This is a genomic window from Streptomyces spinoverrucosus (assembly GCF_015712165.1).
Lineage (GTDB): Bacteria > Actinomycetota > Actinomycetes > Streptomycetales > Streptomycetaceae > Streptomyces > Streptomyces spinoverrucosus_A.
The window spans coordinates 5,107,981-5,130,495 of record NZ_JADPZX010000001.1; the positions used below are offsets into that span (position 1 = coordinate 5,107,981).

At 70.5% G+C, this 22,515-nt stretch carries 19 protein-coding genes and 1 tRNA gene; 7 read left to right on the plus strand and 13 right to left on the minus strand.

Annotated features, from left to right (window positions below):
• Nucleotides 1–21: 21 nt before the first annotated feature.
• Nucleotides 22–1,185: a galactokinase gene (galK, locus tag I2W78_RS23255; RefSeq protein ID WP_196462207.1), complete on the plus strand. Its 1,164-nt coding sequence runs from the start codon at nucleotides 22–24 to the stop codon at nucleotides 1,183–1,185.
• A 25-nt stretch (nucleotides 1,186–1,210) separates the two neighbouring features.
• On the opposite strand, the gene I2W78_RS23260 is transcribed toward galK, so the two are convergent.
• Nucleotides 1,211–1,672, minus strand: coding sequence for a GNAT family N-acetyltransferase (locus I2W78_RS23260; protein ID WP_196462208.1), 462 nt, complete (start codon nucleotides 1,670–1,672; stop codon nucleotides 1,211–1,213).
• 299 nt (nucleotides 1,673–1,971) lie between these two features.
• Here I2W78_RS23260 and I2W78_RS23265 point away from each other — a divergent pair, with 299 nt between their 5' ends.
• Nucleotides 1,972–2,745, plus strand: coding sequence for a LuxR C-terminal-related transcriptional regulator (locus tag I2W78_RS23265; RefSeq protein ID WP_196462209.1), 774 nt, complete (start codon nucleotides 1,972–1,974; stop codon nucleotides 2,743–2,745).
• Between the two features lie 412 nt (nucleotides 2,746–3,157).
• Here I2W78_RS23265 and tamR read toward each other — a convergent pair whose 3' ends face one another.
• Nucleotides 3,158–3,655 (minus strand): MarR family transcriptional regulator TamR, encoded by a 498-nt coding sequence (tamR, locus tag I2W78_RS23270; RefSeq protein ID WP_171108262.1) that lies wholly within the window; start codon nucleotides 3,653–3,655, stop codon nucleotides 3,158–3,160.
• A 73-nt stretch (nucleotides 3,656–3,728) separates the two neighbouring features.
• Here tamR and I2W78_RS23275 point away from each other — a divergent pair, with 73 nt between their 5' ends.
• The gene (locus I2W78_RS23275; RefSeq protein WP_196462210.1) at nucleotides 3,729–4,529 is read left to right on the plus strand and encodes a trans-aconitate 2-methyltransferase; all 801 of its coding nucleotides are present in this window, start codon (nucleotides 3,729–3,731) and stop codon (nucleotides 4,527–4,529) included.
• 198 nt (nucleotides 4,530–4,727) lie between these two features.
• On the opposite strand, the gene I2W78_RS23280 is transcribed toward I2W78_RS23275, so the two are convergent.
• The gene (locus I2W78_RS23280; RefSeq protein ID WP_141311476.1) at nucleotides 4,728–5,405 is read right to left on the minus strand and encodes a TetR/AcrR family transcriptional regulator; all 678 of its coding nucleotides are present in this window, start codon (nucleotides 5,403–5,405) and stop codon (nucleotides 4,728–4,730) included.
• Nucleotides 5,402–6,427: an acyl-CoA desaturase gene (locus I2W78_RS23285; RefSeq protein WP_196462211.1), complete on the minus strand. Its 1,026-nt coding sequence runs from the start codon at nucleotides 6,425–6,427 to the stop codon at nucleotides 5,402–5,404. The genes I2W78_RS23280 and I2W78_RS23285 overlap by 4 nt, the downstream gene beginning before the upstream one ends.
• 329 nt (nucleotides 6,428–6,756) lie before the next feature.
• On the opposite strand from I2W78_RS23285, the gene ppc reads away from it, so the two are divergent.
• The gene (gene ppc, locus I2W78_RS23290) at nucleotides 6,757–9,489 is read left to right on the plus strand and encodes a phosphoenolpyruvate carboxylase (RefSeq protein WP_196462212.1); all 2,733 of its coding nucleotides are present in this window, start codon (nucleotides 6,757–6,759) and stop codon (nucleotides 9,487–9,489) included.
• 72 nt (nucleotides 9,490–9,561) lie between these two features.
• Here ppc and I2W78_RS23295 read toward each other — a convergent pair whose 3' ends face one another.
• The 7 genes from I2W78_RS23295 to I2W78_RS23325 all read right to left on the minus strand — a co-directional run bounded on the left by I2W78_RS23295 (nucleotide 9,562) and on the right by I2W78_RS23325 (nucleotide 15,324).
• A complete protein-coding gene (locus I2W78_RS23295) occupies nucleotides 9,562–10,050 on the minus strand; it encodes a hypothetical protein (RefSeq protein ID WP_196462213.1) in 489 nt (162 codons plus the stop codon).
• A gap of 166 nt (nucleotides 10,051–10,216) precedes the next feature.
• On the minus strand, nucleotides 10,217–10,822 hold the full coding sequence (gene pth / locus I2W78_RS23300; RefSeq protein WP_196462214.1) for an aminoacyl-tRNA hydrolase: 606 nt from the start codon (nucleotides 10,820–10,822) through the stop codon (nucleotides 10,217–10,219).
• A gap of 69 nt (nucleotides 10,823–10,891) precedes the next feature.
• Entirely contained in the window at nucleotides 10,892–11,497 is a 606-nt protein-coding gene (locus tag I2W78_RS23305; RefSeq protein ID WP_196462215.1) for a 50S ribosomal protein L25/general stress protein Ctc, read from the minus strand.
• Nucleotides 11,498–11,688: 191 nt separating this feature from the next.
• Nucleotides 11,689–12,669: a ribose-phosphate diphosphokinase gene (locus I2W78_RS23310; RefSeq protein ID WP_196462216.1), complete on the minus strand. Its 981-nt coding sequence runs from the start codon at nucleotides 12,667–12,669 to the stop codon at nucleotides 11,689–11,691.
• Between the two features lie 134 nt (nucleotides 12,670–12,803).
• Nucleotides 12,804–14,252, minus strand: a complete 1,449-nt coding sequence (gene glmU, locus I2W78_RS23315) for a bifunctional UDP-N-acetylglucosamine diphosphorylase/glucosamine-1-phosphate N-acetyltransferase GlmU (protein ID WP_196462217.1) — start codon at nucleotides 14,250–14,252, stop codon at nucleotides 12,804–12,806.
• 122 nt (nucleotides 14,253–14,374) lie between these two features.
• Nucleotides 14,375–14,445, minus strand: a tRNA-Gln gene (locus tag I2W78_RS23320).
• A 6-nt stretch (nucleotides 14,446–14,451) separates the two neighbouring features.
• Nucleotides 14,452–15,324 (minus strand): hypothetical protein, encoded by an 873-nt coding sequence (locus tag I2W78_RS23325; RefSeq protein WP_196462218.1) that lies wholly within the window; start codon nucleotides 15,322–15,324, stop codon nucleotides 14,452–14,454.
• Nucleotides 15,325–15,490: 166 nt separating this feature from the next.
• Between I2W78_RS23325 and I2W78_RS23330 the strand changes: the two genes are divergently transcribed.
• A complete protein-coding gene (locus tag I2W78_RS23330; RefSeq protein ID WP_196462219.1) occupies nucleotides 15,491–16,822 on the plus strand; it encodes a sensor histidine kinase in 1,332 nt (443 codons plus the stop codon).
• Between the two features lie 284 nt (nucleotides 16,823–17,106).
• Here the strand turns inward: I2W78_RS23330 and I2W78_RS23335 are convergent, their stop codons facing one another.
• Together I2W78_RS23335 and I2W78_RS23340 are read right to left on the minus strand one after the other, a co-directional pair.
• Nucleotides 17,107–17,601: an SUKH-3 domain-containing protein gene (locus I2W78_RS23335; protein ID WP_196462220.1), complete on the minus strand. Its 495-nt coding sequence runs from the start codon at nucleotides 17,599–17,601 to the stop codon at nucleotides 17,107–17,109.
• A 44-nt stretch (nucleotides 17,602–17,645) separates the two neighbouring features.
• Nucleotides 17,646–18,161, minus strand: coding sequence for a YwqJ-related putative deaminase (locus I2W78_RS23340; protein ID WP_196462221.1), 516 nt, complete (start codon nucleotides 18,159–18,161; stop codon nucleotides 17,646–17,648).
• 328 nt (nucleotides 18,162–18,489) lie between these two features.
• Here I2W78_RS23340 and I2W78_RS23345 point away from each other — a divergent pair, with 328 nt between their 5' ends.
• Together I2W78_RS23345 and I2W78_RS23350 are read left to right on the plus strand one after the other, a co-directional pair.
• Entirely contained in the window at nucleotides 18,490–19,488 is a 999-nt protein-coding gene (locus tag I2W78_RS23345) for an SMI1/KNR4 family protein (RefSeq protein WP_196462222.1), read from the plus strand.
• Nucleotides 19,489–19,495: 7 nt separating this feature from the next.
• The gene (locus I2W78_RS23350) at nucleotides 19,496–22,447 is read left to right on the plus strand and encodes an SUKH-4 family immunity protein (protein WP_196462223.1); all 2,952 of its coding nucleotides are present in this window, start codon (nucleotides 19,496–19,498) and stop codon (nucleotides 22,445–22,447) included.
• Nucleotides 22,448–22,515: the final 68 nt, after the last annotated feature.

Sequence of the window (22,515 nt, forward strand, 5' to 3'; positions counted from 1 at the left end):
GCAAGAGTCAGGGGTCAGGGTATGAGCGAGGCTGCCGCACGGGTTGTGGCCGAGCAGTTCGAGGAGCTGTACGGGGCCGCGCCGCAGGGCGTGTGGGCCGCGCCGGGACGGGTCAACCTCATCGGCGAACACACCGACTACAACGACGGCTTCGTGATGCCGTTCGCGCTGCCGCACACCACGGTCGCGGCGGTGTCCCGCCGGGACGACGGTGTGCTGCGGCTGCACTCGGCGGACGTCGACGGCGGCGTCGTGGAGCTCCGCCTGGACGCTTTGGAGCCCGAGTCCGACCAGGGCTGGACGGCGTACCCGTCGGGTGTCGTCTGGGCCCTGGTGCAGGCCGGGCACCCGGTCACCGGCGCCGACATCCACCTGACCTCGACGGTCCCGGCGGGCGCGGGCCTGTCGTCGTCGGCGGCGCTGGAGGTCGTCGTCGCACTGGCCCTGAACGATCTGTACGACCTCGGCCTGAAGGGCTGGCAGCTGGCCCGGCTGTGCCAGCGCGGCGAGAACGTCTACGTCGGCGCCCCGGTCGGCATCATGGACCAGACCGCGGCCGCCTGCTGCACCGCCGGCCACGCCCTGTTCCTCGACACCCGCGACCTCTCCCAGCGTCAGATCCCCTTCGACCTCGCCGCCGAGGGCATGCGCCTGCTGGTCGTCGACACCCAGGTCAAGCACGAGCACAGCACCGGCGAGTACGGCAAGCGCCGGGTCGGCTGCGAGAAGGGCGCGGCCCTGCTGGGCGTCGACGCCCTGCGCGACATCCCGTACGCCGAGCTGGACGCGGCGCTGGACCGTCTCGGCGACGACGAGGAGGTCCGCCGGCTGGTGCGGCACGTGGTCACGGAGGACGAGCGCGTCGAACGCGTCGTCTCGTTGCTGGAGTCGGGCGAGACGCGGGCGATCGGCCCGGTTCTCACCGAGGGGCACGCGTCCCTGCGCGACGACTTCCGCATCTCCTGCCCGGAGCTGGACCTGGTCGTCGACACCGCATTGTCGGCCGGGGCCCTCGGCGCCCGGATGACGGGCGGCGGCTTCGGCGGCTCGGCGATCGTGCTGGCGGAGGTGACTGACGTCGACACCGTCACCAAGGCGGTGGAGGAGGCGTTCGCGGCGGCGGGCTTCACGGCGCCCCGGGTGTTCGAGGCGGTGCCTTCGGCGGGGGCGCGGCGGGTGCGCTAGGGCGGCTGCGGTAGGGCGGCTGCGGTCAGTCCGTGCCGAGGCGCTTTGTCAGTGTGAACTCCGTGACGCCGGGCGGGTAGTCGGGGATCGCGCACACCACCTCGTACCCGTGCTTCCGGTAGAAGTCCGGCGCCTGGAAGTCCCAGGTCTCCAGGCGCACGGCGGTGCAGCGGCGTTCCTCGCGGGCCACGCGCTCCGCCTCGGCCAGCAGGAGGGAGCCCAGGCCGGTACCACGGTGACGTTCGTCGACCCAGAGGTACGTCACGTGCAGCCACGTCGTCCAGGTGTGCCCGACCAAGCCGCCCGCCAGGTCGTCGGCGCTGTCCAACGCCCAGATGTGCAGGGGGGCTTCGCGCGCGGCGGGGGTGCCGCGCAGGGCGCGCAGGACGGGGGAGGCTGCCGTATTGGTGTCGCGGAGCCGGGAACGGAGAAGATCGCGCCGGGTCCTGTCGACTTCTGTCTCAATACGAAACATGCGGCTCACCATAAACGCGCCGGACAACCAGTTCTGCAAATTACCTTCCGCTCCTGCCCCCCGTCCGTACTCTGATGAACAGCACCGGTGGGGGCCGGTGCTGTTCAGGGGGCGAGACAAGTCGGGTACGACGCCCGAAGTGGGGGTAGCAGTTTCTGCACGGCGGCGGCCGTGCGGCTGCGGCGACCCCGTCCTGGGGGAACGGCAGGCACAACAACCCAGGACTGCTCAGGGCGTCGTACCCGCACCGGTCACCGGCTCCCGTCCATGGGCGTTCCCCTGCTCTTCGAGAGCTCGGGGAAGGGGGTTTCGTGGTTCGCATCCGAGTCCTGGTCGTCGACGACCACCGCATCTTCGCCGAGTCCCTCGCCGCGGCGCTCGCCGCCGAGCCGGACGTCGACGTCTCCGCGGCCGGCAGCGGTCCCGCCGCGCTGCGCAGCCTGGAGCGCGCGGCCGCCGAGGGCCGCCGGTTCGACGTGCTGCTCGTCGACGCCGACCTGGGGGGCAACGTCCCCGGGATACGGCCCGCCGTGCCCGTGCAGGAGGGCGGCGTGGACGGGGTGGTGGACGGTATCTCCCTGGTCGCCGGGGTCCGTACCGCGCAGCCCGGGGTGCGGGTCGTCGTACTCGCCGAGAAGGACGATCCCCGGCGTGCCGCGCTGGCCCTGCAGGCCGGGGCGAGCGGCTGGGTCGCCAAGGACTGTTCGCTGTCGAGGCTGCTCACCGTCATCCGGGGCGTGCTGCGCGACGAGACGCATCTGCCGCCCGCCCTGCTCACCGGCGTCCTGCGCGAGCTGACCGCCGCGCGCAGGCATCGCACCGAGAGCGAACGCCTGGTGGAGTCCCTCACCCCGCGCGAGCGGGAGGTGCTGCGCTGCATGGTCGCGGGCCTGGGCCGCAAGGCCGTCGCCGAGCGCCTGTACCTCTCCCCGCACACCGTCCGCACCCACATGCAGAACGTCCTGGGCAAGCTCGGCGTCCACTCCACCCTCGCCGCCGTAGCCCTGGCCCGCCGGGCGGGCGTGGGCCCGGTCGACCTGGGCCCCACAGCCCGCCTCACACCAGAAGAAAGCAACAGCGCCTGACGGGATCCGTCCGGACAAGGCCGTTCAAAGGGTGCGCGGGCACCTGACCGGATCGGGCCGGACAACGCCGCAAAGGGTGCGCGGGCACCTGACCGCATCCGGCCGGGCAACGCCGCAAAGGGGCGCGGGGAACTGCGCGACCAGCCCCCACTGCCCCGAACACGACGAACGACCGAGCGCAGTGCTGAAGGTGCGTGCACCTGACCGGATTCGGCAGGGCAACGCCGCAAAGGGGCGCGGGGAACTGCGCGACCAGCCCCCACTGCCCCGCACCCGACAAACGACCGAGCGCAGTGCTGTCGGCGAGGCACCTGACCGGATCCGGCCGGACAACGCCGCAAAGGGGCGCGGGGAACTGCGCGACCAGCCCCCACCGCCCCGCACACGACGAACGACCAGGCCCGCGCCGCGCCTACCCGGGGATATTGTCGAACGGCGCGGTCAACTGACGCAGAAGCGCCGCCAGTTCAATCCGCTGCGCGCGAGACAGCTCCGCGAGGATCGCACGTTCCTGATCCAGCAGCCCCGCCAGCGCCTGGTCCGCCCGGTCCCGGCCCTCGTCCGTGAGCCGGACCAGTACACCCCGCCGGTCGCTCGGGTCGGGCAGCCGCTCCACCAGGCCCTTCTTCGCCAGACGGTCGATACGGTTCGTCATCGTGCCCGACGTGACCAGCGTCTGCGTCAGCAACTGCCCCGGCGAGAGCTGATACGGCGTCCCCGCCCGACGCAGCGCCGTCAGGACGTCGAACTCCCAGGGCTCCAGATTGTGCTCGGAGAAGGCCAGCCGCCGCGCGCGGTCCAGGTGCCGGGCCAGCCGGCTCACCCGGCTGAGAACCTCAAGCGGTTCCACGTCGAGGTCCGGGCGCTCCCGGCGCCACGCTGCGACCAGCCGATCGACCTCGTCCTCCATGGCGATCAGTGTAGTGGTTGTGTCGACGTGAAGTCTCTTGACGTCGAGATACCGGGGTTGTCAAGCTGAGGGCATGGCCGACCCCACCTGGGACCCCTCCCAGTACCTCCGGCACGCCGGACACCGTGCCCGCCCCTTCACCGACCTCCTGGCCCAGGTCCCGGACCTGCCCACGGACCCGCCCCGCATCGCCGACCTCGGCTGCGGCCCCGGCAACCTCACCGCGCTGCTCGCCGCCCGCCGGCCCACCGCCCACGTCACCGGCTACGACAACTCCCCGGAGATGCTCCAGCGGGCCCGCGCCGAGCACGCGGACGCCGGACGCCTCGACTTCGCCCACGCCGACGTGCGCACCTGGGCGCCCGGTGAGCCGTACGACCTGATCCTCAGCAACGCCACGCTCCAGTGGATCCCCGGTCACGCGGACCGCTTCGCCGACTGGATCGCCGGGCTCGTCCCCGGCGGCACCTTCGCCTTCCAGGTCCCCGGCAACTTCGACGCCCCCAGCCACCGGCTGATGCGCGAACTGGCCGCCTCGCCGCGCTGGCGGGACCGCCTGGCCAGCACCCTGCGGCACGACGACGCCGTCCTCACCCCCGAGGCCTACCTCGAACGCCTCACCGCCCTGGGCTGCACGGCCGACGTCTGGGAGACCACGTACATCCATCTCCTCACCGGCGAGGACCCGGTCCTCGACTGGGTGAAGGGCACCGGCCTGCGCCCCGTCCTCACCGCCCTCGCCGACGACACCCAGGCGGCGCGGGCCTTCGAGGACGAGTACCGCAGCGCCCTCCGCGAGGCCTATCCCCCGCGAGCACACGGCACGCCCTTCCCCTTCCGCCGCATCTTCGCAGTCGCCCGCAAGGAGCCATGACGACCAGAGCGGACCAGACCAGAGCGGACCAGACCAGAGCGGACCAGACCAGAGCGGACCAAAGGGCACGCCGGTCCGGCAGCGCCGGGAAAAGGGGCGCGGGGCCGCATCAATGTGCGACTCCGCCGCGCGGGCGCGACCAGCCACCACGGAGCCGCGGACAGACACGAACCGCATCCCGGCACCTCAGCGGAGCGCTCAGCTCTTCCGGTGCCCGATCAACCGAGGCTTCTGCTCCAGCCCGTCCAACCCGTGCCACGCCAGATTCACCAGATGCGCCGCCACCTCCGCCTTCTTCGGCCGGCGCACCTCCAGCCACCACTGCCCGGTCAGCGCGACCATGCCGACCAGCGCCTGGGCGTACAGCGGGGCCAGCTTGGGGTCGAAGCCGCGGCTTTTGAACTCGCGGCCCAGGATGTCCTCCACCTGCGTGGCGATGTCCGAGATCAGCGACGCGAACGACCCCGTCGACTGGGGGATGGGCGAGTCACGGACCAGGATGCGGAAACCGTCCGTGTACTCCTCGATGTAGTCCAGCAGCGCGAACGCCGCCTGCTCGCACAGCTCGCGCGGGTGGCCCGCCGTCAGCGAGCTGGTCACCATGTCCAGCAGACGCCGCATCTCGCGGTCCACCACGACCGCGTACAGCCCCTCCTTGCCGCCGAAGTGCTCGTACACCACCGGCTTCGAAACCCCCGCCTTCGCGGCGATCTCCTCCACCGACGTGCCCTCGAAGCCCTTCGCGGCGAAGAGGGTGCGACCGATCTCCAGCAGCTGCTGGCGACGCTCCGCACCGGTCATACGGGTACGGCGCGCACGCCGCGGCTTGTCGTTGCTGGGGGTGCTGCTGGAGTCGGTCGCCACGGCGTCAATCATGCCGCCTCGGCGGTTTCCCTCCCCCGCCGGGCGCCGTCCCCACCGGACTTACGGCGGGAATCGATACGCGAGCGTGACGGCCAGCGCACGTCGTACGCCCACCCGGCGAGCTCGAACCAACGGATCAGCCGGGCGGAGGAGTCGATCTGGCCGCGCTCCACCCCGTGCCGCGCGGACGTCGGGTCGGCGTGGTGCAGGTTGTGCCAGGACTCACCGCAGGACAGCACCGCCAGCCACCACACGTTGCCCGACCTGTCCCGCGACTTGAACGGCCGCTTGCCCACCGCGTGGCAGATCGAGTTGATCGACCAGGTCACGTGGTGCAGCAGCGCCACCCGCACGAGCGACCCCCAGAAGAACGCGGTGAACGCGCCCCACCAGGACATCGTCACCAGACCGCCGATCAGCGCCGGCAGCGCCAGCGACACCACCGTCCAGACGATGAACTGGCGGGAGATCGCCCGCAGCGTCGGATCCTTGATCAGATCCGGCGCGTACTTGTCCTGCGGGGTGCGCTCCTCGTCGAACATCCAGCCGATGTGCGCCCACCACAGGCCCTTCATCAGGGCCGGGACGGTCTCGCCGTACCGCCACGGGGAGTGCGGGTCGCCCTCCGCGTCGGAGAACTGGTGATGCTTGCGATGGTCGGCCACCCAGCGCACCAGGGGGCCCTCGACCGCCAGCGACCCGGCGATCGCCAGCGCGATCTTCAGGGGCCGCTTGGCCTTGAACGAACTGTGGGTGAAGTGCCGGTGGAAACCGATCGTGATGCCGTGGCAGCCAAGGAAGTAGAAGAAGACCAGCAGACCCAGGTCCAGCCAGCTCACCCCCCAGCCCCACGCCAGCGGGACCGCCGCGATCAGCGCGAGGAACGGGACGATGATGAAGAGCAGGAGCGCACCCTGCTCGAGAGAACCCTTTCGGTCGCCGCCGAGCGTGGCGGACCCGGGCGGAAGACGGTCGGCGGTGGCCTGCGAGGTCGACTTCGGGGCGTCGTCGATCACATCGGAGCTCGTGGTCATGGGTGCGTCCCCTGTGGGGTCGTGGGTTGAGACAGGTGCCGAGGGGTAGCGGAAACGGGTGTACGGCTCGGACGAGACCTCCCTACGGTTCCGTAACCTACGGCGTCGTAAGTATGGCAGCGCGTCGCCCGGCGGCAAGAGCCCGCGAGACTGCGCGTCCCGGCCGACACATATCCTGGAGTCGGTCGGACAGCGCGGTCCGCTCTGATTCCTTCCCCGGAAGTCCGGCCCGTAATGCGGCGCCAGCCGTGCGACGGTCACCGGGTTCCCTCCCAGACGAGCTTCAGACGAGCTTCAGACGAGCTTCAACACTGCAAGGAGCCGCACCTGTGAGCAGTGCCGACGACCAGACCACGACGACCAGCCCCGAGCTGCGCGCCGACATCCGCCGGCTGGGCGACCTCCTCGGTGAGACGCTCGTCCGCCAGGAGGGCCCTGAGCTGCTGGAACTCGTCGAGAAGGTACGCCGCCTCACCCGCGAGGACGGCGAGGCCGCCGCCGAGCTGCTGCGCGGCACCGAACTGGAGACCGCGGCCAAGCTGGTCCGCGCCTTCTCCACGTATTTCCACCTGGCCAACGTCACCGAACAGGTGCACCGCGGCCGCGAACTGCGCGCCAAGCGCGCCGCCGAGGGCGGTCTGCTCTCCCGTACCGCCGACCGGCTGAAGGACGCCGACCCCGAGCACCTGCGGGAGACCGTCCGCCACCTCAATGTTCGTCCGGTGTTCACGGCCCACCCCACGGAGGCCGCCCGCCGTTCGGTCCTCAACAAGCTCCGGCGCATCGCCAAGCTCCTCGATACCCCGGTCATCGACTCCGACCGCCGCCGCCACGACACCCGACTGGCCGAGAACATCGACCTCGTCTGGCAGACCGACGAGCTGCGCGTCGTACGCCCCGAACCCGCCGACGAGGCCCGCAACGCGATCTACTACCTCGACGAGCTGCACGCCGGCGCCGTCGGCGACGTCCTGGAGGACCTGACGGCGGAACTGGAGCGCGTCGGCGTCAAGCTCCCCGACGACACCCGCCCCGTCACCTTCGGCACCTGGATCGGCGGCGACCGCGACGGCAACCCCAACGTGACCCCCGAGGTCACCTGGGAGGTGCTGATCCTCCAGCACGAACACGGCATCAACGACGCCCTGGAGATGATCGACGAACTCCGCGGCTTCCTGTCGAACTCCATCCGCTACACCGGAGCCACCGAGGAACTCCTCGAATCCCTCCAGGCCGACCTCGAACGCCTGCCCGAGATCAGCCCCCGCTACAAGCGCCTCAACGCCGAGGAGCCCTACCGCCTCAAGGCCACCTGCATCCGGCAGAAGCTGGAGAACACCAAGCAGCGCCTCGCCAAGGGCATCCCGCACGAGGCCGGCCGCGACTACCTCGGCACCAGCGAGCTGCTGCACGACCTCAAGCTGATCCAGGCCTCCCTGCGCGAGCACCGCGGCGGCCTCTTCGCCGACGGCCGCCTGGACCGCACCATCCGCACGCTGTCCGCCTTCGGCCTCCAGCTCGCCACCATGGACGTACGCGAACACGCCGACGCCCACCACCACGCCCTCGGCCAGCTCTTCGACCGGCTCGGCGAGGAGTCGTGGCGGTACGCCGACATGCCGCGCGACTACCGCACGAAGCTGCTCGCCAAGGAGCTGCGCTCCAGGAGGCCGCTGGCGCCCACCCCGGCGCCCGTCGACGCGGCCGGCGCCAAGACCCTCGGCGTCTTCCAGACGGTCAAGAAGGCCCTTGAGGTCTTCGGCCCCGAGGTCATCGAGTCGTACATCATCTCCATGTGCCAGGGCGCCGACGACGTCTTCGCGGCGGCGGTGCTGGCACGCGAGGCCGGCCTGATCGACCTGCACGCCGGCTGGGCCAGGATCGGCATCGTGCCGCTACTGGAGACCACCGACGAGCTCAAGGCCGCCGACACCATCCTCGAGGACATGCTCGCCGACCCGTCCTACCGGCGCCTCGTCGCGCTCCGGGGCGACGTCCAGGAGGTCATGCTCGGATACTCCGACTCCTCCAAGTTCGGCGGCATCACCACCTCCCAGTGGGAGATCCACCGCGCCCAGCGGCGCCTGCGCGACGTCGCCCACCGCTACGGCGTCCGCCTGCGCCTCTTCCACGGCCGCGGCGGCACCGTCGGCCGCGGCGGCGGCCCCACCCACGACGCGATCCTCGCCCAGCCCTGGGGCACCCTGGAGGGCGAGATCAAGGTGACCGAGCAGGGCGAGGTCATCTCCGACAAGTACCTGATCCCGTCCCTGGCCCGGGAGAACCTGGAACTGACGGTCGCGGCCACCCTGCAGGCCTCCGCCCTGCACACCGCACCCCGCCAGTCCGTCGAGGCCCTCGCCCGCTGGGACGCCGCCATGGACGTGGTCAGCGACGCCGCGCACGCCGCGTACCGCAGGCTCGTGGAGGACCCGGACCTGCCGGCGTACTTCTTCGCCTCCACACCCGTCGACCAGCTCGCCGACCTGCACCTGGGTTCGAGGCCTTCGAGGAGGCCCGACTCCGGCGCCGGGCTCGACGGCCTGCGGGCCATCCCGTGGGTGTTCGGCTGGACCCAGTCCCGGCAGATCGTCCCCGGCTGGTTCGGCGTCGGGTCGGGGTTGAAGGCGCTGCGCGAGACGGGCCTGGACACCGTGCTCGACGAGATGTACGGGCAGTGGCACTTCTTCCGCAACTTCGTCTCCAACGTCGAGATGACGCTGGCCAAGACCGACCTGCGGATCGCCGGCCACTACGTCGACACCCTCGTCCCGGACGAGCTGAAGCACGTCTTCGACACCATCCGCGCCGAACACGACCTGACCGTGCGCGAGATCCTCCGGATCACCGGCGAGGACGAACTCCTCGACGCCCAGCCGGTACTGAAGCAGACCTTCACCATCCGCGACGCCTACCTGGACCCGATCTCCTACCTCCAGGTCGCCCTCCTCAAGCGCCAGCGCGACGCGGCGGCGACGGGCGCCGAGCCGGACCCGCTGCTCGCCCGGGCCCTGCTCCTGACCGTGAACGGCGTGGCGGCCGGCCTGCGCAACACCGGCTGACACCCGCGGACATGAGCGTGCCCCCGTGCTTCGGACGAACACGGGGGCACGCTTGTACGGCGATGAAGGCGGTCATACGGCGATGAAGGCGGCGGTGATCAGCGCGAACCCCGAGCCCGCCAGCACCCAGGCCGCCCGGGTCCGCCTCAGCCCGCCCGCGACCACGACCGAGGCCAGCAACAGCGCCCCACCCAGCGGCACCCAGGAGTAGAGCACCCCACCGGGCCCCGACCGCACGACCTCACTGCCGCCGGGCTTCATCACGACGGTGTACGTCTGCCCGTCCCGCACGGCGGCCGTGTTCTCGATGACGACCCGGTCACGGGCCTGCGACCCCGCGGAGATCGGCGTGTACGGGCCGGAGCAGGTGGCGTCCCCGCAGCCGGTCACCTTGATCGTCCCGCTCTCCCGCCCCTTGGTGAGCATCACGTACTGGGCGGAACTCCAGGACGCCCACACCCCCGCGATCAGTATCAGCGCCGCGACGACACCCATCGCCGCGAGCCGCCCGAACCGCAGCGCGACGAACGCGCCCTGACTGGAGACGACGGCAGAAGGCATGGCGGCGATCCTTGGCCATGCCTGCACGGTCAGTCAACCGGGGTGGGAGACAAGTGGGGAGTTGTCCGGGATCAGGAGTTGTAGGGCCGATCAGGAGTCGTAGGGCTGATCAGGAGTTGTAGGGCTGATCAGGAGTCGTAGGGCTGATCAGGAGTCGTAGGGCTGATCAGGAGTTGTAGGCGCTCTGCGCCCGCTCCAGCCCCTCGGACACCAGACACTCCACCGCATCCGCCGCCCGGTCCACGAAGTAGTCCAGCTCCTTGCGCTCGGCGGAGGAGAAGTCCTTCAGCACGAAGTCGGCGACCTGCATACGCCCCGGAGGACGCCCGATCCCGAACCGCAGCCGGTGATAGTCCGGCCCCATCGCCTTCGTCATCGACTTCAGCCCGTTGTGCCCGTTGTCCCCACCACCGAGCTTCAGCCGCAGCGTGCCATAGCCGATGTCGAGCTCGTCATGGATGGCGACGACATGAGCGAGGGGCACCTTGTAGAAGTCGCGCAACGCGTTCACCGGGCCACCGGAGAGGTTCATGTACGACATCGGCTTCGCCAGGATCACCCGGCGGTTCGCCGGCCCCGGCGGACCCATCCGGCCCTCGACGACCTGCGCCTGCGCCTTGCCCGCCCGCTTGAACCTGCCCCCGATCCGCTCCGCCAGCAGATCGGCCACCATGAACCCCACGTTGTGCCGGTGCATCGCGTACTCGGGCCCCGGATTCCCCAGCCCCACGATCAGCCAGGGGGCACCCGCGTCGGTCGTCACGTCGTCCATGTCTCCTTGATACGCGCCAGCCGCTGCCCCCGGAGGGAACAGCGGCTGACGAAACGAAAAAGCTGAGGATCAGGCCTCGGCAGAAGCCTCTTCGCCCTCGCCCTCGGCCGCCTCGCCCTCCGCGGCCTCCTCGGCCTGCGCGGCCAGGACCTGAAGGACCACCGCGTCCTCCTCGACGGCCAGCGTCACGCCGTTCGGAAGCTTGACGTCCTTGGCGTGGACCGAGGCACCGGCCTCCAGACCCTCCACCGACACCGTGAAGCTCTCCGGGATGTGGGTGGCCTCGGCCTCGACCGGCAGCGCGTTCAGCACGTGCTCCAGCAGGTTGCCACCCGGCGCCAGCTCGCCCTCGGCGACAACCGGAACCTCGACGGTGACCTTCTCGCCCCGCTTCACCAGCAGCAGGTCGACGTGCTCCAGGAAGCCCTTCAGCGGGTCACGCTGCACGGACTTCGGGATCGCCAGCTCGTTCGTCTTGCCGTCGATGTCCAGCGAGATCAGAACGTTCGGCGTACGCAGCGCCAGCAGCAGGTCGTGGCCCGGGAAGGTCAGGTGCAGCGGCTCGGAACCGTGGCCGTACAGCACACCGGGAACCTTGTTGTCACGACGGATACGACGCGCGGCACCCTTGCCGAACTCCTTGCGCGTCTCGACGCTGAGCTTCACCTCGGACATACAGATCACTCCTCGTAGGAACTAGGAACGGACGTGGTCACCCGGCCACGAACGGCCTGCTACGAAGAGCGCGTCGATAACGGACGCCGTACCCCGTCCCAGAACGGACCACGGCCTCCCTCGCCGAGCAACTGCAACAGAATACTCGGCGGGGGAGGCCGCAGAAAAATCGATCAAGCAGAGCTAGCGGCTCACTGCTCGTCGAACAGGCTCGTCACCGACCCGTCCTCGAACACCTCACGCACCGCCCGCGCGATCGTCGGCGCGATCGACAGCACCGTGATCTTGTCCATGTCCCGGGCCAGCTCACCCGGCGTCGGCAGCGTGTTCGTGAACACGAACTCACTCACCCGGGAGTTCTTCAACCGGTCCGCCGCCGGACCCGACAGCACACCGTGCGTGGCGGTGACGATGACGTCCTCGGCACCGTGCGCGAACAGCGCGTCCGCAGCGGCGCAAATCGTGCCGCCGGTGTCGACCATGTCGTCGACCAGCACACACACACGACCCTTGACCTCACCCACGACCTCGTGGACGGTCACCTGGTTCGCCACATCCTTGTCACGCCGCTTGTGCACGATCGCCAGCGGCGCACCCAACCGGTCGCACCAGCGGTCCGCGACCCGCACCCGGCCCGCGTCCGGCGAGACCACCGTCAGCTTCTCCCGGTCCACCTTCGCGCCCACGTAGTCGGCCAGCAGCGGCAGCGCGAACAGGTGGTCCACCGGCCCGTCGAAGAAGCCCTGAATCTGGTCCGTGTGCAGATCGACGGTCAGAATCCGGTGCGCACCCGCCGTCTTCATCATGTCGGCGATCAGACGCGCCGAGATCGGTTCACGCCCACGGTGCTTCTTGTCCTGCCGTGCGTAACCGTAGAAGGGCACGATGACCGTGATGGAGCGGGCCGACGCACGCTTCAGCGCGTCGATCATGATCAACTGCTCCATGATCCACTGGTTGATCGGAGCCGTGTGGCTCTGGATCACAAAACAGTCCGCGCCACGCGCCGACTCCTGATACCGGACGTAGATCTCACCGTTCGCGAAGTCGAAGGCCTTCGTCGGGACGACCCCGACACCCAGCTGGTGGGCGACCTCCTCGGCAAGCTCGGGGTGGGCGCGGCCGGAGAAGAACATCAACTTCTTCTCGCCGGTCGTCTTGATCCCGGTCACAGCACTGTCTCCTCAGAGGTGTCTCAGCTGGGTGTCGACACGACGTCTCCACCGGACGAGATACGTCGTCTCAGCTGGTGGGGTGCGGGTGTGCACTTATCACGGTACGCCGTCCCAGACGCACCTGTTTCCGGTCAGCCTTCGCCTTCCGGCTCCCGGGACGCCGCCTCAGCCGCCTTCGCCGCCGCGCTCCCCGGACGCTTACGAGCCACCCAACCCTCGATATTCCGCTGCTGACCACGGGCCACGGCCAGCGAACCGGGCGGCACATCCTTCGTGATCACGGACCCGGCAGCGGTGTACGCGCCGTCCCCGATCGTGACAGGAGCCACAAACATGTTGTCCGAACCAGTGCGGCAGTGCGACCCGACAGTCGCGTGGTGCTTCTCCTGGCCGTCATAGTTCACGAACACGCTCGCGGCACCGATGTTCGTGTACTCACCGATGGTCGCGTCACCGACATACGACAGATGCGGCACCTTCGTGCCCTCACCGATCGACGCGTTCTTCGTCTCGACGTACGTCCCGATCTTGCCCTTCCGCCCGAGGCGCGTCCCCGGACGCAGATAGGCATACGGCCCCACACTCGCCTCCGGCCCGACGTCCGCCCCGTCGGACACCGTGTTGTCGACGCGCGCACCGGCACCGACACGCGTGTCCTTCAGCCGGCTGTTGGGCCCGACCTCCGAACCCTCGCCGAGACGCGTGGACCCCTGCAGCAGGGTGTTCGGATACACGACGACGTCCTGCTCGAAGGACACGGTCACATCGACCCAGGTGGAGGCGGGATCAACGACAGTGACGCCGGCCAGCATGGCGGCGGTCAGCAGCCGCTCGTTGAGAATCCGGCGGGCCTCGGCGAGCTGCACACGGTTGTTGATCCCGGCGATCTCACGATGATCACCGGCCACCGAGGCGCCGACGCGATGCCCGGCCTCGCGCAGGATCCCGAGGACGTCGGTCAGATACTCCTCACCCTGACTGTTGTCCGTCCGGACCTTCTTCAGCGCATCGGCGAGCAACTGCCCGTCGAACGCGAAAACCCCCGAGTTGATCTCCCGGATGACCCGCTGCTCGTCAGTGGCGTCCTTGTGCTCGACGATCGCGGTGACCGCCCCGGAGGAAGGGTCCCGCACGATCCGCCCGTACCCGGTGGCATCCGGCACCTCGGCGGTCAGCACGGTGACGGCGTTGCCGTCCTCGGAGTGCGTACGGGCGAGGTTCTTGAGGGTCTCGCCGGTCAGGAGGGGAGTGTCACCGCAGACGACGACCACGGTCCCGTCGACGGCACCCCCCAACTCCTCCAGGCCCATCCGGACGGCGTGACCGGTGCCGTTCTGCTCCGCCTGGACGGCGGTGCGCACGTCCGGGGCGACCTCGGCGAGATGAGCGGTGACCTTCTCGCGGGCGTGCCCGACGACCACGACGAGGTGCTCGGGCTTCAACTCACCGGCGGCGGCGAGCACATGGCCCACCAGGGAACGGCCACAGATCTCGTGCAGGACCTTGGGTGTGGCCGACTTCATACGGGTGCCCTCACCCGCTGCGAGTACGACGACGGCTGCCGGGCGAATGGCGCTCACGGGATGCCCTTCGGCTGTGGAGGGGGTGTGGACAACCGCAGGATACCGGGGTGGGTGTGGGGGGAGATGAGAGCGGGCCCTGACCGGGGGTGTGGGCGGTCAGGGCCCGAACTGAGCATGTGCTCCCGGGGGAGGACTCGAACCCCCATGATCAGAACCAAAATCTGACGTCTTGCCCTTAGACGACCCGGGATTGCCGCTATGTCCGAATTCGTAGATCGGATGCGGTGGCAGCCCCTACTATGCCGTACCACCAGCCTTCGACGCGACGGTACAGCTCTGCGCTCTGGCGCACGGTGACTACGAGGCAGCCGTGATAGTCGCCACCGGTGTTCTTGCGCACCGTCTTCGGATTGTGCCGTTTCAGGGTCGTCTTGCCGAAGGTGCCGCGTTCCGCCTGAACGACGTCCGCCCAGTATTGCTCGGCCGCCTCGACATCGGCCGATTCGTGGATCATCAGGTGGTAGGTGATGTGTTCGCGCCTGACTTCGAGCAGGGCGAGCCAGGCCAGGAAGAGGCGGATCATGTTCGGGTCGCTATTGACGAAAACGATGCGTTCGCGTCGAGCATGCGGTTTGTCCTTCGTGCCCTCCGCCCAGTAGAGGGCGACCCCTGTGAGGAACAGGTCGCGGTCCGATAGTTCCCCGATCTCCGCTGCCGCGGTCTCTTTGGTCTGCCTGCGCCGCTCGTCCCGCACCGCCAACTCGTGCTCCCAGCGCTTCCGCGCCGCCAACTTCGCCTGTTCCGTCGGATCGCGGCGCTCCGGCCTCGGCAGATCCCGTACCCACAGCGAGATCGAACTCTTCGAGCACCCCAGCTCCACCTGGATCTGGTCGTACGTCCAGCCCTTAAGTCGGAGCTCGCGCGCCTTCTCGCGCAGGTCGTCCTTCGCGTTCGGTCGCTTCGTCCATGCCGGGGGCGGCTCGCCCTCCAGGAGCCGGTTGAGGATGTCGTTGTTGTCGACGCGCAGCCGGTCGCGGATCTGGCGACGGCTGAGTCCCGCCCGCCGCAGCGCCACCGCCCGCTCTCGAAGTCCCTCGAAGTCCGTGTACTTGCCGTTGGAATGTGCCATGCGCATACCGTCCGGCCGGAATGGTCAATTCCAGGGGTGAACGTTCTGGGTTCAGTAGTTCGAGGGATTCCGGTCGATTTCGTTGTTGTTCGGATACGGAGTGTGGTGTGGCCAAGTCGTCGAAACTCGCCGGAAAAGCGAAGGCCACCGCCCGTAGGCTGGAGGCATGACCACGACGGGGGAAGAGCGCGCCGAGGGCCTGACCGGGCCGTGGTGGTGGGCGCGATGGCGTAGTGCGGTGCTGGACGGGACGCTTGCGCTGCTGTCCGCGGTGGAGTGCGGTGTCGAGGGGGTGCCGTTCGCGCGGGACGCGGGGATTCCGATGGCCGCGGGGGTGGTCTTCGGAGTGCTCGCCGGTTCGACGTTGCTGCTGCGTCGGATGTGGCCGATTGCCGTCGTCCTGGTGTCGATCGCGATCTCGCCGGCGCAGATGGGTTTCCTGCTGACGGTTGTCGGCCTGTACACGCTCGCCGCGTCGGAACTGCCGCGCCGGATCATCGCGGCACTGGCGGGGATGTCGCTGGTGGGCACGCTGGTGGTCACGTTCGTACGGGCGCAGCAGGACATGACGCGGGGGGATGTCGGCGTCGGGGAGTGGTTTGTCCCCTTTATTTCCATTACCGCTTCTCTCGGTGTGACCGCGCCGCCGTTGCTGCTGGGCCTGTATGTGGGTGCTCGGCGCCGGCTGATGGAGAGTCTCCGGGAGCGGGCGGACAGTTTGGAGCGGGAGCTTCAGTTGCTCGCTGAGCGGGCGGAGGAGCGGGCCGAGTGGGCGCGTAACGAGGAGCGGACGCGGATCGCGCGGGAGATGCATGACGTGGTCGCGCATCGGGTGAGTCTGATGGTGGTGCATGCCGCCGCGTTGCAGGCCGTGGCTCGGAAGGATCCGGAGAAGGCGGTGCGGAATGCCGCGCTGGTGGGGGACATGGGGCGGCAGGCGTTGACCGAGTTGCGGGAGATGCTCGGGGTGCTGCGCAGTGGGGACGGTGGCGCGGGGCGGAGTGAGCGTGCCTCGGTGCCGTTGGCGGCGGTGGGCGCGGCCGCGGCTGCCGCTGCGGCGGCTTCGCGGGCGGCCGCGGACGAGGAGGGCTCGGTGGGGGACGGGCCCTGTCTGTCCGAGTTGGATGAGTTGATCGGGCAGTCGGCTGCCGCGGGGATGGTGGTCGATCTGTCGGTCGAGGGGGAGGCGCGGGCGTATGCGCCGGCGGTGGAGCAGACGGCGTATCGCGTGGTGCAGGAGGCGTTGACGAACGTCCACAAGCATGCGGCGGGGGCGAAGACGCATGTGCGGCTCGCGCATCGGGTGTCGGAGATCGCGATGCAGGTGGAGAACGAGCCGCCGCCGGAGGCCGCGTCCGCGTCCTCGGCCCGGTTGCCTTCGGGGGGCAATGGGCTGGTGGGGATGAAGGAGCGGGTCGTCGGGTTGGGTGGGGTGTTTGTGTCGGGGCCGACGGACGCGGGGGGTTTTCGGGTGTCGGCGGTGATTCCGGCGGCGTAGAGCCGGCGCTGAAGCTTCCGGTGGCGTGGGTCGGGCGGCTCAGGTTCCGGCGGCCTGGCTTTCGGTGGCGTGGGTCGGGCGGCTCAGGTTCCTGCGGCCTGGCTTTCGGTGGCGTCGGTCGGGCGGCTCAGATTCCTGCGGCCTGGCTTTCGGTGGCGTGGGTCCGGCGGCTCAGGTTCCTGCGGCCTGGCTTCCGGCGTCGTAGGTCGGGCGGCATGCCTTCCGGCGGTGTAGGCCCGGCGGCCTGGCTTTCGGCGGCGTAGGAAAGTCGTGGGGAGACGGTCTCAGCCTGCTGTCAGGCGTACCGGTGCCATGCCGGAGACGAGGCCGGTGAGGGCTTTGTCGATGTCGGGGCCGAGGTACCAGTCGCCGGTGTGGTCGAGGGCGTAGACGCGGCCTTCGGTGTCGATGGCGAGGAGGGCCTGGGTGTCGGGTTCGGCGCCGAGGGGGCTGACCTCGGTGTCGAGGGCGCGGCCGAGGTCGCCGAGGGTGCGGGCCATGTGGAGGCCGTGCAGCGGGTCGAGGTGGAGGGTGGCGGGGGCGATCTGGCGGCCGGGGCCGGTGGGGGTGATGTGCAGGCCGCCGAATTCGGCCCAGGCCTCGACGGCGGCGGGGAAGACGGCATGCCGGTGGCCCGCCGGTGAGGTGTGGTCGCGCAGGGTGTCGGCCCAGATCTCGGCTTGTTTGATGTCCCAGCGTCCGGGTTGCCAGCCGGCGGCGCGCAGGGCGGCGTCGACGGGTACGGCGAAGCGGGTGGTCGAGGTGCGGTCGGTGTGCATCTGCCCTTCGTTCGTCGTGCGTGCGTGTGTGTCTGTGATGCGGGTCAGTCGTCTGTTGCCGCGGGGTCGACGATGCGGACGCCGAAGTGGGCGCTGAGGGCGGTGCAGGCGCGGCACGGGGTGGCGAAGCCGCCGTGCAGGGGGTCGCCGTCCTCGCGGATGCGTCGGGCGGTGAGTTTGGCCTGTTTGAGCGCTTTGCGGGCTTCGCCGTTGGTCATGGGTTTGCGGGCGGCGCGTTTGCTGCGGGCGGCGTCGGCGGCGGTGATGTGCCGGGAGATGAGGATGGCTTCGGCGCAGCGGCCGGTGAAGCGGTCGCGTTGGGCGCTGGTGAGGGTGTCCAGGAAGTCCTGGACGAGGTGGTGGAGGGGTGGGGGTTGGTCGCCGCGGGCGGCGGTGCCGGTGAGGGTGGCGCCGCGGACGGAGAGGGCGGCGGCGACGGTCGGGAGTATGCCGTCGCGGCGGTGGCGGAGGGTGGGCGCGGTGCGGGTGTCGGTGGCGCTCCAGCCGATGCGCGGGTCGCCGGATGTGCTGGCGTGTGGTCCCGTTTGCGTCGCGTTCATGATCGTATTTCCCCTCCCGTGCATCCCCCCGGCGGACACAGAGTGCCAAATGCCGTGGCCGGTGCGGAAGCTGGGGCGCTGCGACACGCCCGGGATCGGTAGGGCTGTCACGGTGGGGTGACGGCTGGTCACCGTGGGCGGAGTGAGGGTTTCCGGTGCTGTGACGTGCGCCGGTGACCGGTTTCGTCGTACCGCATAGGCTGTCGGCACCACGATGCGCGGTCAACGCGTTGGAGACAGTCGATACGGGGCGTAGTGGGCCGAAGGGTTCCAAGGGGTCCAAGGGTTCGCTACGGGTCGTACCAGAGTGCCGCAGGGGGCAACCGCCATGACGACAGGTCGGCTCGGGCAGCAAGCCGCGCCGCCGAACGCGGCCTACGCCGGGCAGGTCGTGCATTTCCCGGATCCGGTTCGGGCGGCCCGTCACCCGAGAGGGGTACGGGTGGACGAGCGCGGCTACCCCGACTTCTCGCCCTATGCGCGTGCGGTCGCGGAGATCGCGGAGCCGCCGGCGGGTTTCGGTGTGGACGAGTTGCGGTTGACGGACTACGTGTCGGCGAACGCGGTGCTGTCGGCGTCGGGGCACGACCTGTGGGACACGGTGGTGCCGGTGGCGACCCCGCACGGGTGGACGTGGCATCACGTGGCGGGTTCGCGGCGGCTGGAGTTGGTGCCGGTCGAGGTGAAGGCCTTGCTGCGGCATCACGGTGGGATCGCGACGGCGGCGGTGGAGCAGGCGAAGCGGGGGACGCGACCGCTTCAGGAGACGCGGCCGGCGCATTTCGGGTTGCCGAAGTCGGGGTTGGCGGTGACAGAGACGCAGGTGCAGGGGGTCGAGGAGGACCTCGGGTACCGGTTGCCGGGCGCGTACCGCTCGTTCTTGAAGGCGGCGGGTGGGTGTGCGCCCGTCGGGACCGCGCTGGACGCGGAGTTGGGGCTGTTGATCGACCAGCCGTTCTTCACGGTGCGGGACGAGGCGGCGGTCAATGACCTGGTGTATGTGAACAAGTGCCTGCGGGACCATCTGACCAAGGACTACTTGGGTGTTGGGTTTGTGCAGGGTGGTCTGCTGGCCGTGAAGGTGAAGGGCGAGCGGATCGGTTCGGTGTGGTTCTGCGCGTACGACGACGCGCGGGATGTCGATCCTTCGTGGTCGCCCGCGGAGCGGGTGGAGCGGTTGTTGCTGCCGTGCGGTGAGGACTTCGACGTCTTTCTGTCGCGGTTGGCGGGGTCGCCGCCGGAGTTGGAGACGGTGGCGAATCTGATGGTGGACGGCGGGTTCGCGCGGGCGGTCGACGTCTCGTCCTCGGTGTCTGCGGGGGAGTGAGCTGACGATGGTGACCTTCGCGCAGGCGCAGGAGCGCGCCGAGGAGTGGATCAACGGGGATGTGCCGTCGTACCAGCATCGCGAGGTGCGGGTACGGGAGTTCGAGCTCGGGTTCGTGGTGTGGGCCGAGGACCGCGCGGACGGGCCGCGTTCGGACGGGGGCACGCAGCGGCTGGTGATCGCACGGGACAGCGGGGAGGCCACGTTGTGGCCGTCGCTGCCGGTGGGGGAGGTCGTTCGGCGGTACGAGGAGGAGTACGGGCGTCCTGACGGGGCGTCCGAGTCGCCGGCACCGGCGGGTGCGGAGCGGGTGGATCTGAATCAGACGTCGTTCTTGTTGAGTCCGCCGGAGTGGTTGCAGGAAGCGGCCGACAAGCTGGGGATTCCGGATCGGCGGGGGGCGTCTGCTTCTGCTGGGGCCGGTGGCGGTGAGGGTGGGCCTGCTGGTGCTGGTGCTGGTGCTGGTGCTGGTGCTGGTGCTGGTGCTGGTGCTGGTGGTGGTGCTGGTGGTGGTGGCGCTGGTGCTGGTGGTGGGGCCGCTTGGCCTGCTGCTGGTGGTGGTGCTGACGGGGCGTTGTCGTCGGAGTCCGGGGCGGGGAGTGCGCCGGGGGTGCCTGCGGGCGCGACTCCGTGGGCCGGGACGGATACCAACGCCGATGCCGGTGAGGATCGTTCCGTGCCGCTGCCGGCGACGGTTTTCGCGCCGCCGTTGAGTGGGGCCGATGAGGAGGAGTCGCCGGTGGCGCCTCCGGAGGCGCAGACGGCGTTGATGGCGGGGGGCAGCCAGCTTCCGCCTACGGCGGTTGCGCCGGCGGTCGATGAGACGGGCTCGCGGGGGGCCGGCTCGCAGGGAGTGAGCTCGCAGGCGGTGGGTACGCCGGGCGCGGGCGCCGTGCAGGGGGGCTCGTCGGTGGGCGGTACGCCTCCGCAGGCGCCGCCTGCGCCGACGTATGGGTACCCGCAGGGTGTTGTGGGTGGTTCGGGGGGTGCGGCGGTGCCGGGTACGCCGGTGCCGGGTACGCCGACGCCTCCGCCGGTGCCGGGTACGCCGTCGTCGGGTGCGGTGGGTGCGGTGGGTGCGGCGGGTGCGGCGGGTGCTCCAGGTGTCCCAGGTGCTCCAAGTGCTCCAGGTGGCCCGGGTGGCCCGGGTGGCCCGGCGTACGGCTATCCGCAGGCGCCGGGTGCGCCCCAGCCGTCGGCCGGTGGGGGGCGGCCGCTCGCTCCGAACGCCGGGGACATCGCCGATGCCGCGACGAGCAAGGCGGCGCCTCCGCCGCGTCGTGGGCGGGGCGGAGGCGCGACGCCGCCCCCGCCGCCCGGAGTTCCAGGCACGCCGGGTGCGCGCCCGGGGAGTACGCCTCCGCCGCCCGGCGCGCCGGGTACGCCGGGGGCGTCGGCGGGCGCGTACGTGCCCACTCAGCTTGTGTCGTCCCTCGGGCCCGACGGCCCTGGGGGACCTGCGGCCGGTCCGGGCGCACCGCAGGCGCCGGGTACCCCGACTCCGCCCGGGCCTGTGAACCCGCCGGGAACTCCGGGCACGCCGGGCGGTACGCCTCCCGGCGGTGTCCACCATGCCGCGACGATGCTGGCCGACCCCGGTCAGACGGGCCCGGGTGGGGGTGCACCGCAGCCTCCGGGCGCGCCTCAGCCTCCGGGTGCCCCGGGTGCCCCGGGTGCGCCAGGTGCCCCGGGTGCGCCTCAGCCGCCGAGCGTGCCCGGCGCGCACGGCTCCGCTGGGGGCGCGCATGGTGCCGTACACCACGCGGAGACCGTGCTGGCCGCGCCCCCCGTGGGCGCCCCCGGCACGCCCCCGCCCCCGCAGGCCCCGGGTGTCCCCGGCATGCCTCCGGGTGCCCCGCAGCCGATGCCGCAGGCGCCGGGCGCGATGCCGCCGCCTGTCGCTCCGCCGGCGCCCGGTCAGCAGCCGATGCCGGGGCAGCCTGTTCCCGGTCAGCCGCCTGCGTACGGCTACCCGCACCAGGGTCAGCCGACCGTCGGACCGGGCTATCAGGCCGTACTGCGCTACCGCGCGCAGGACGGTTCCGAGCAGCAGCTGATCCGGCGTTCGGCGCCGGGTACGCCGCACCCGGAGTGGCAGATCTTCCATGAGCTGCGGGCGATGAACGTACCGCCGGACCAGGTGCTGGAGCTGCACACCGAGTTGGAGTCGTGCGAGCTGCCGGGCGCGTACTGTGCGCGGATGATCCGCGAGCAGTGGCCGCAGGCGCGGATCACGAGCATCGCGCCGTACGGCACGGACCACGCGAGCCGCCAGCAGGGCATGCGGCAACTGCTCGCGCACCATGGTGAGTTGCATCAGGTGGCGGACGGTCCCGCGCGCCCCGCGCCGGTGCGTGCGCCGTTGCCGCCGGTGCAGCCGGTGCCGCCGATTCCGCCGGAGGGTGTGGCGCAGGAGCTGGCGGGGGCGTTCGGGCCGGGCGTGTTCCGGTTCGAGCAGGCGGCGGTGTCCCGGCAGGGCGTGCCGCCGGTCGTGGCGCACACGCTGGTGGCGGCCGGCCTGCCGCTGGACATGGGGCCGTTCTTCTGGGCGCAGGCGCAGCCGGGGCGGCCGGTGCCGACGCTCGCCGAGCTGGCGCAGGAGCGGGGGGTGCAGCCGGCGTCGGACGCGGGGTCGTACCTCGTCATGGGCAGCGACTTCGGCAAGGCGATCTGTGTGCAGTACGGCACGGCGAACATCGTGGCCGTGCCGGTGGAGGCGGGGCCCGGCGGTGCGCCGGTGCCGCCGCAGTTCGTGAACACCGGGCTGCCGGAGTTCGTGCGCTGTCTGGCGCTGCTCGGCCGGATGTGGCGTCTGCGGTTCGGGCTGAACCAGGAGCAGGCGGGCCGCTGGACCGTCGACTTCCAGGCCCAGTTGGCCTCGCTCGATCCGGCGGCGCTGGGTTCGCCGGAGAGCTGGTGGTCGGTGCTGCTGGAGCAGATGTGGGACGGGTTGCTGTGAGGCGTATGCCGAACTGACATCCGCTGCGGGAAGGGCCGGGCCTGGTCGGTGCTTTCTAGGGGTCGTCG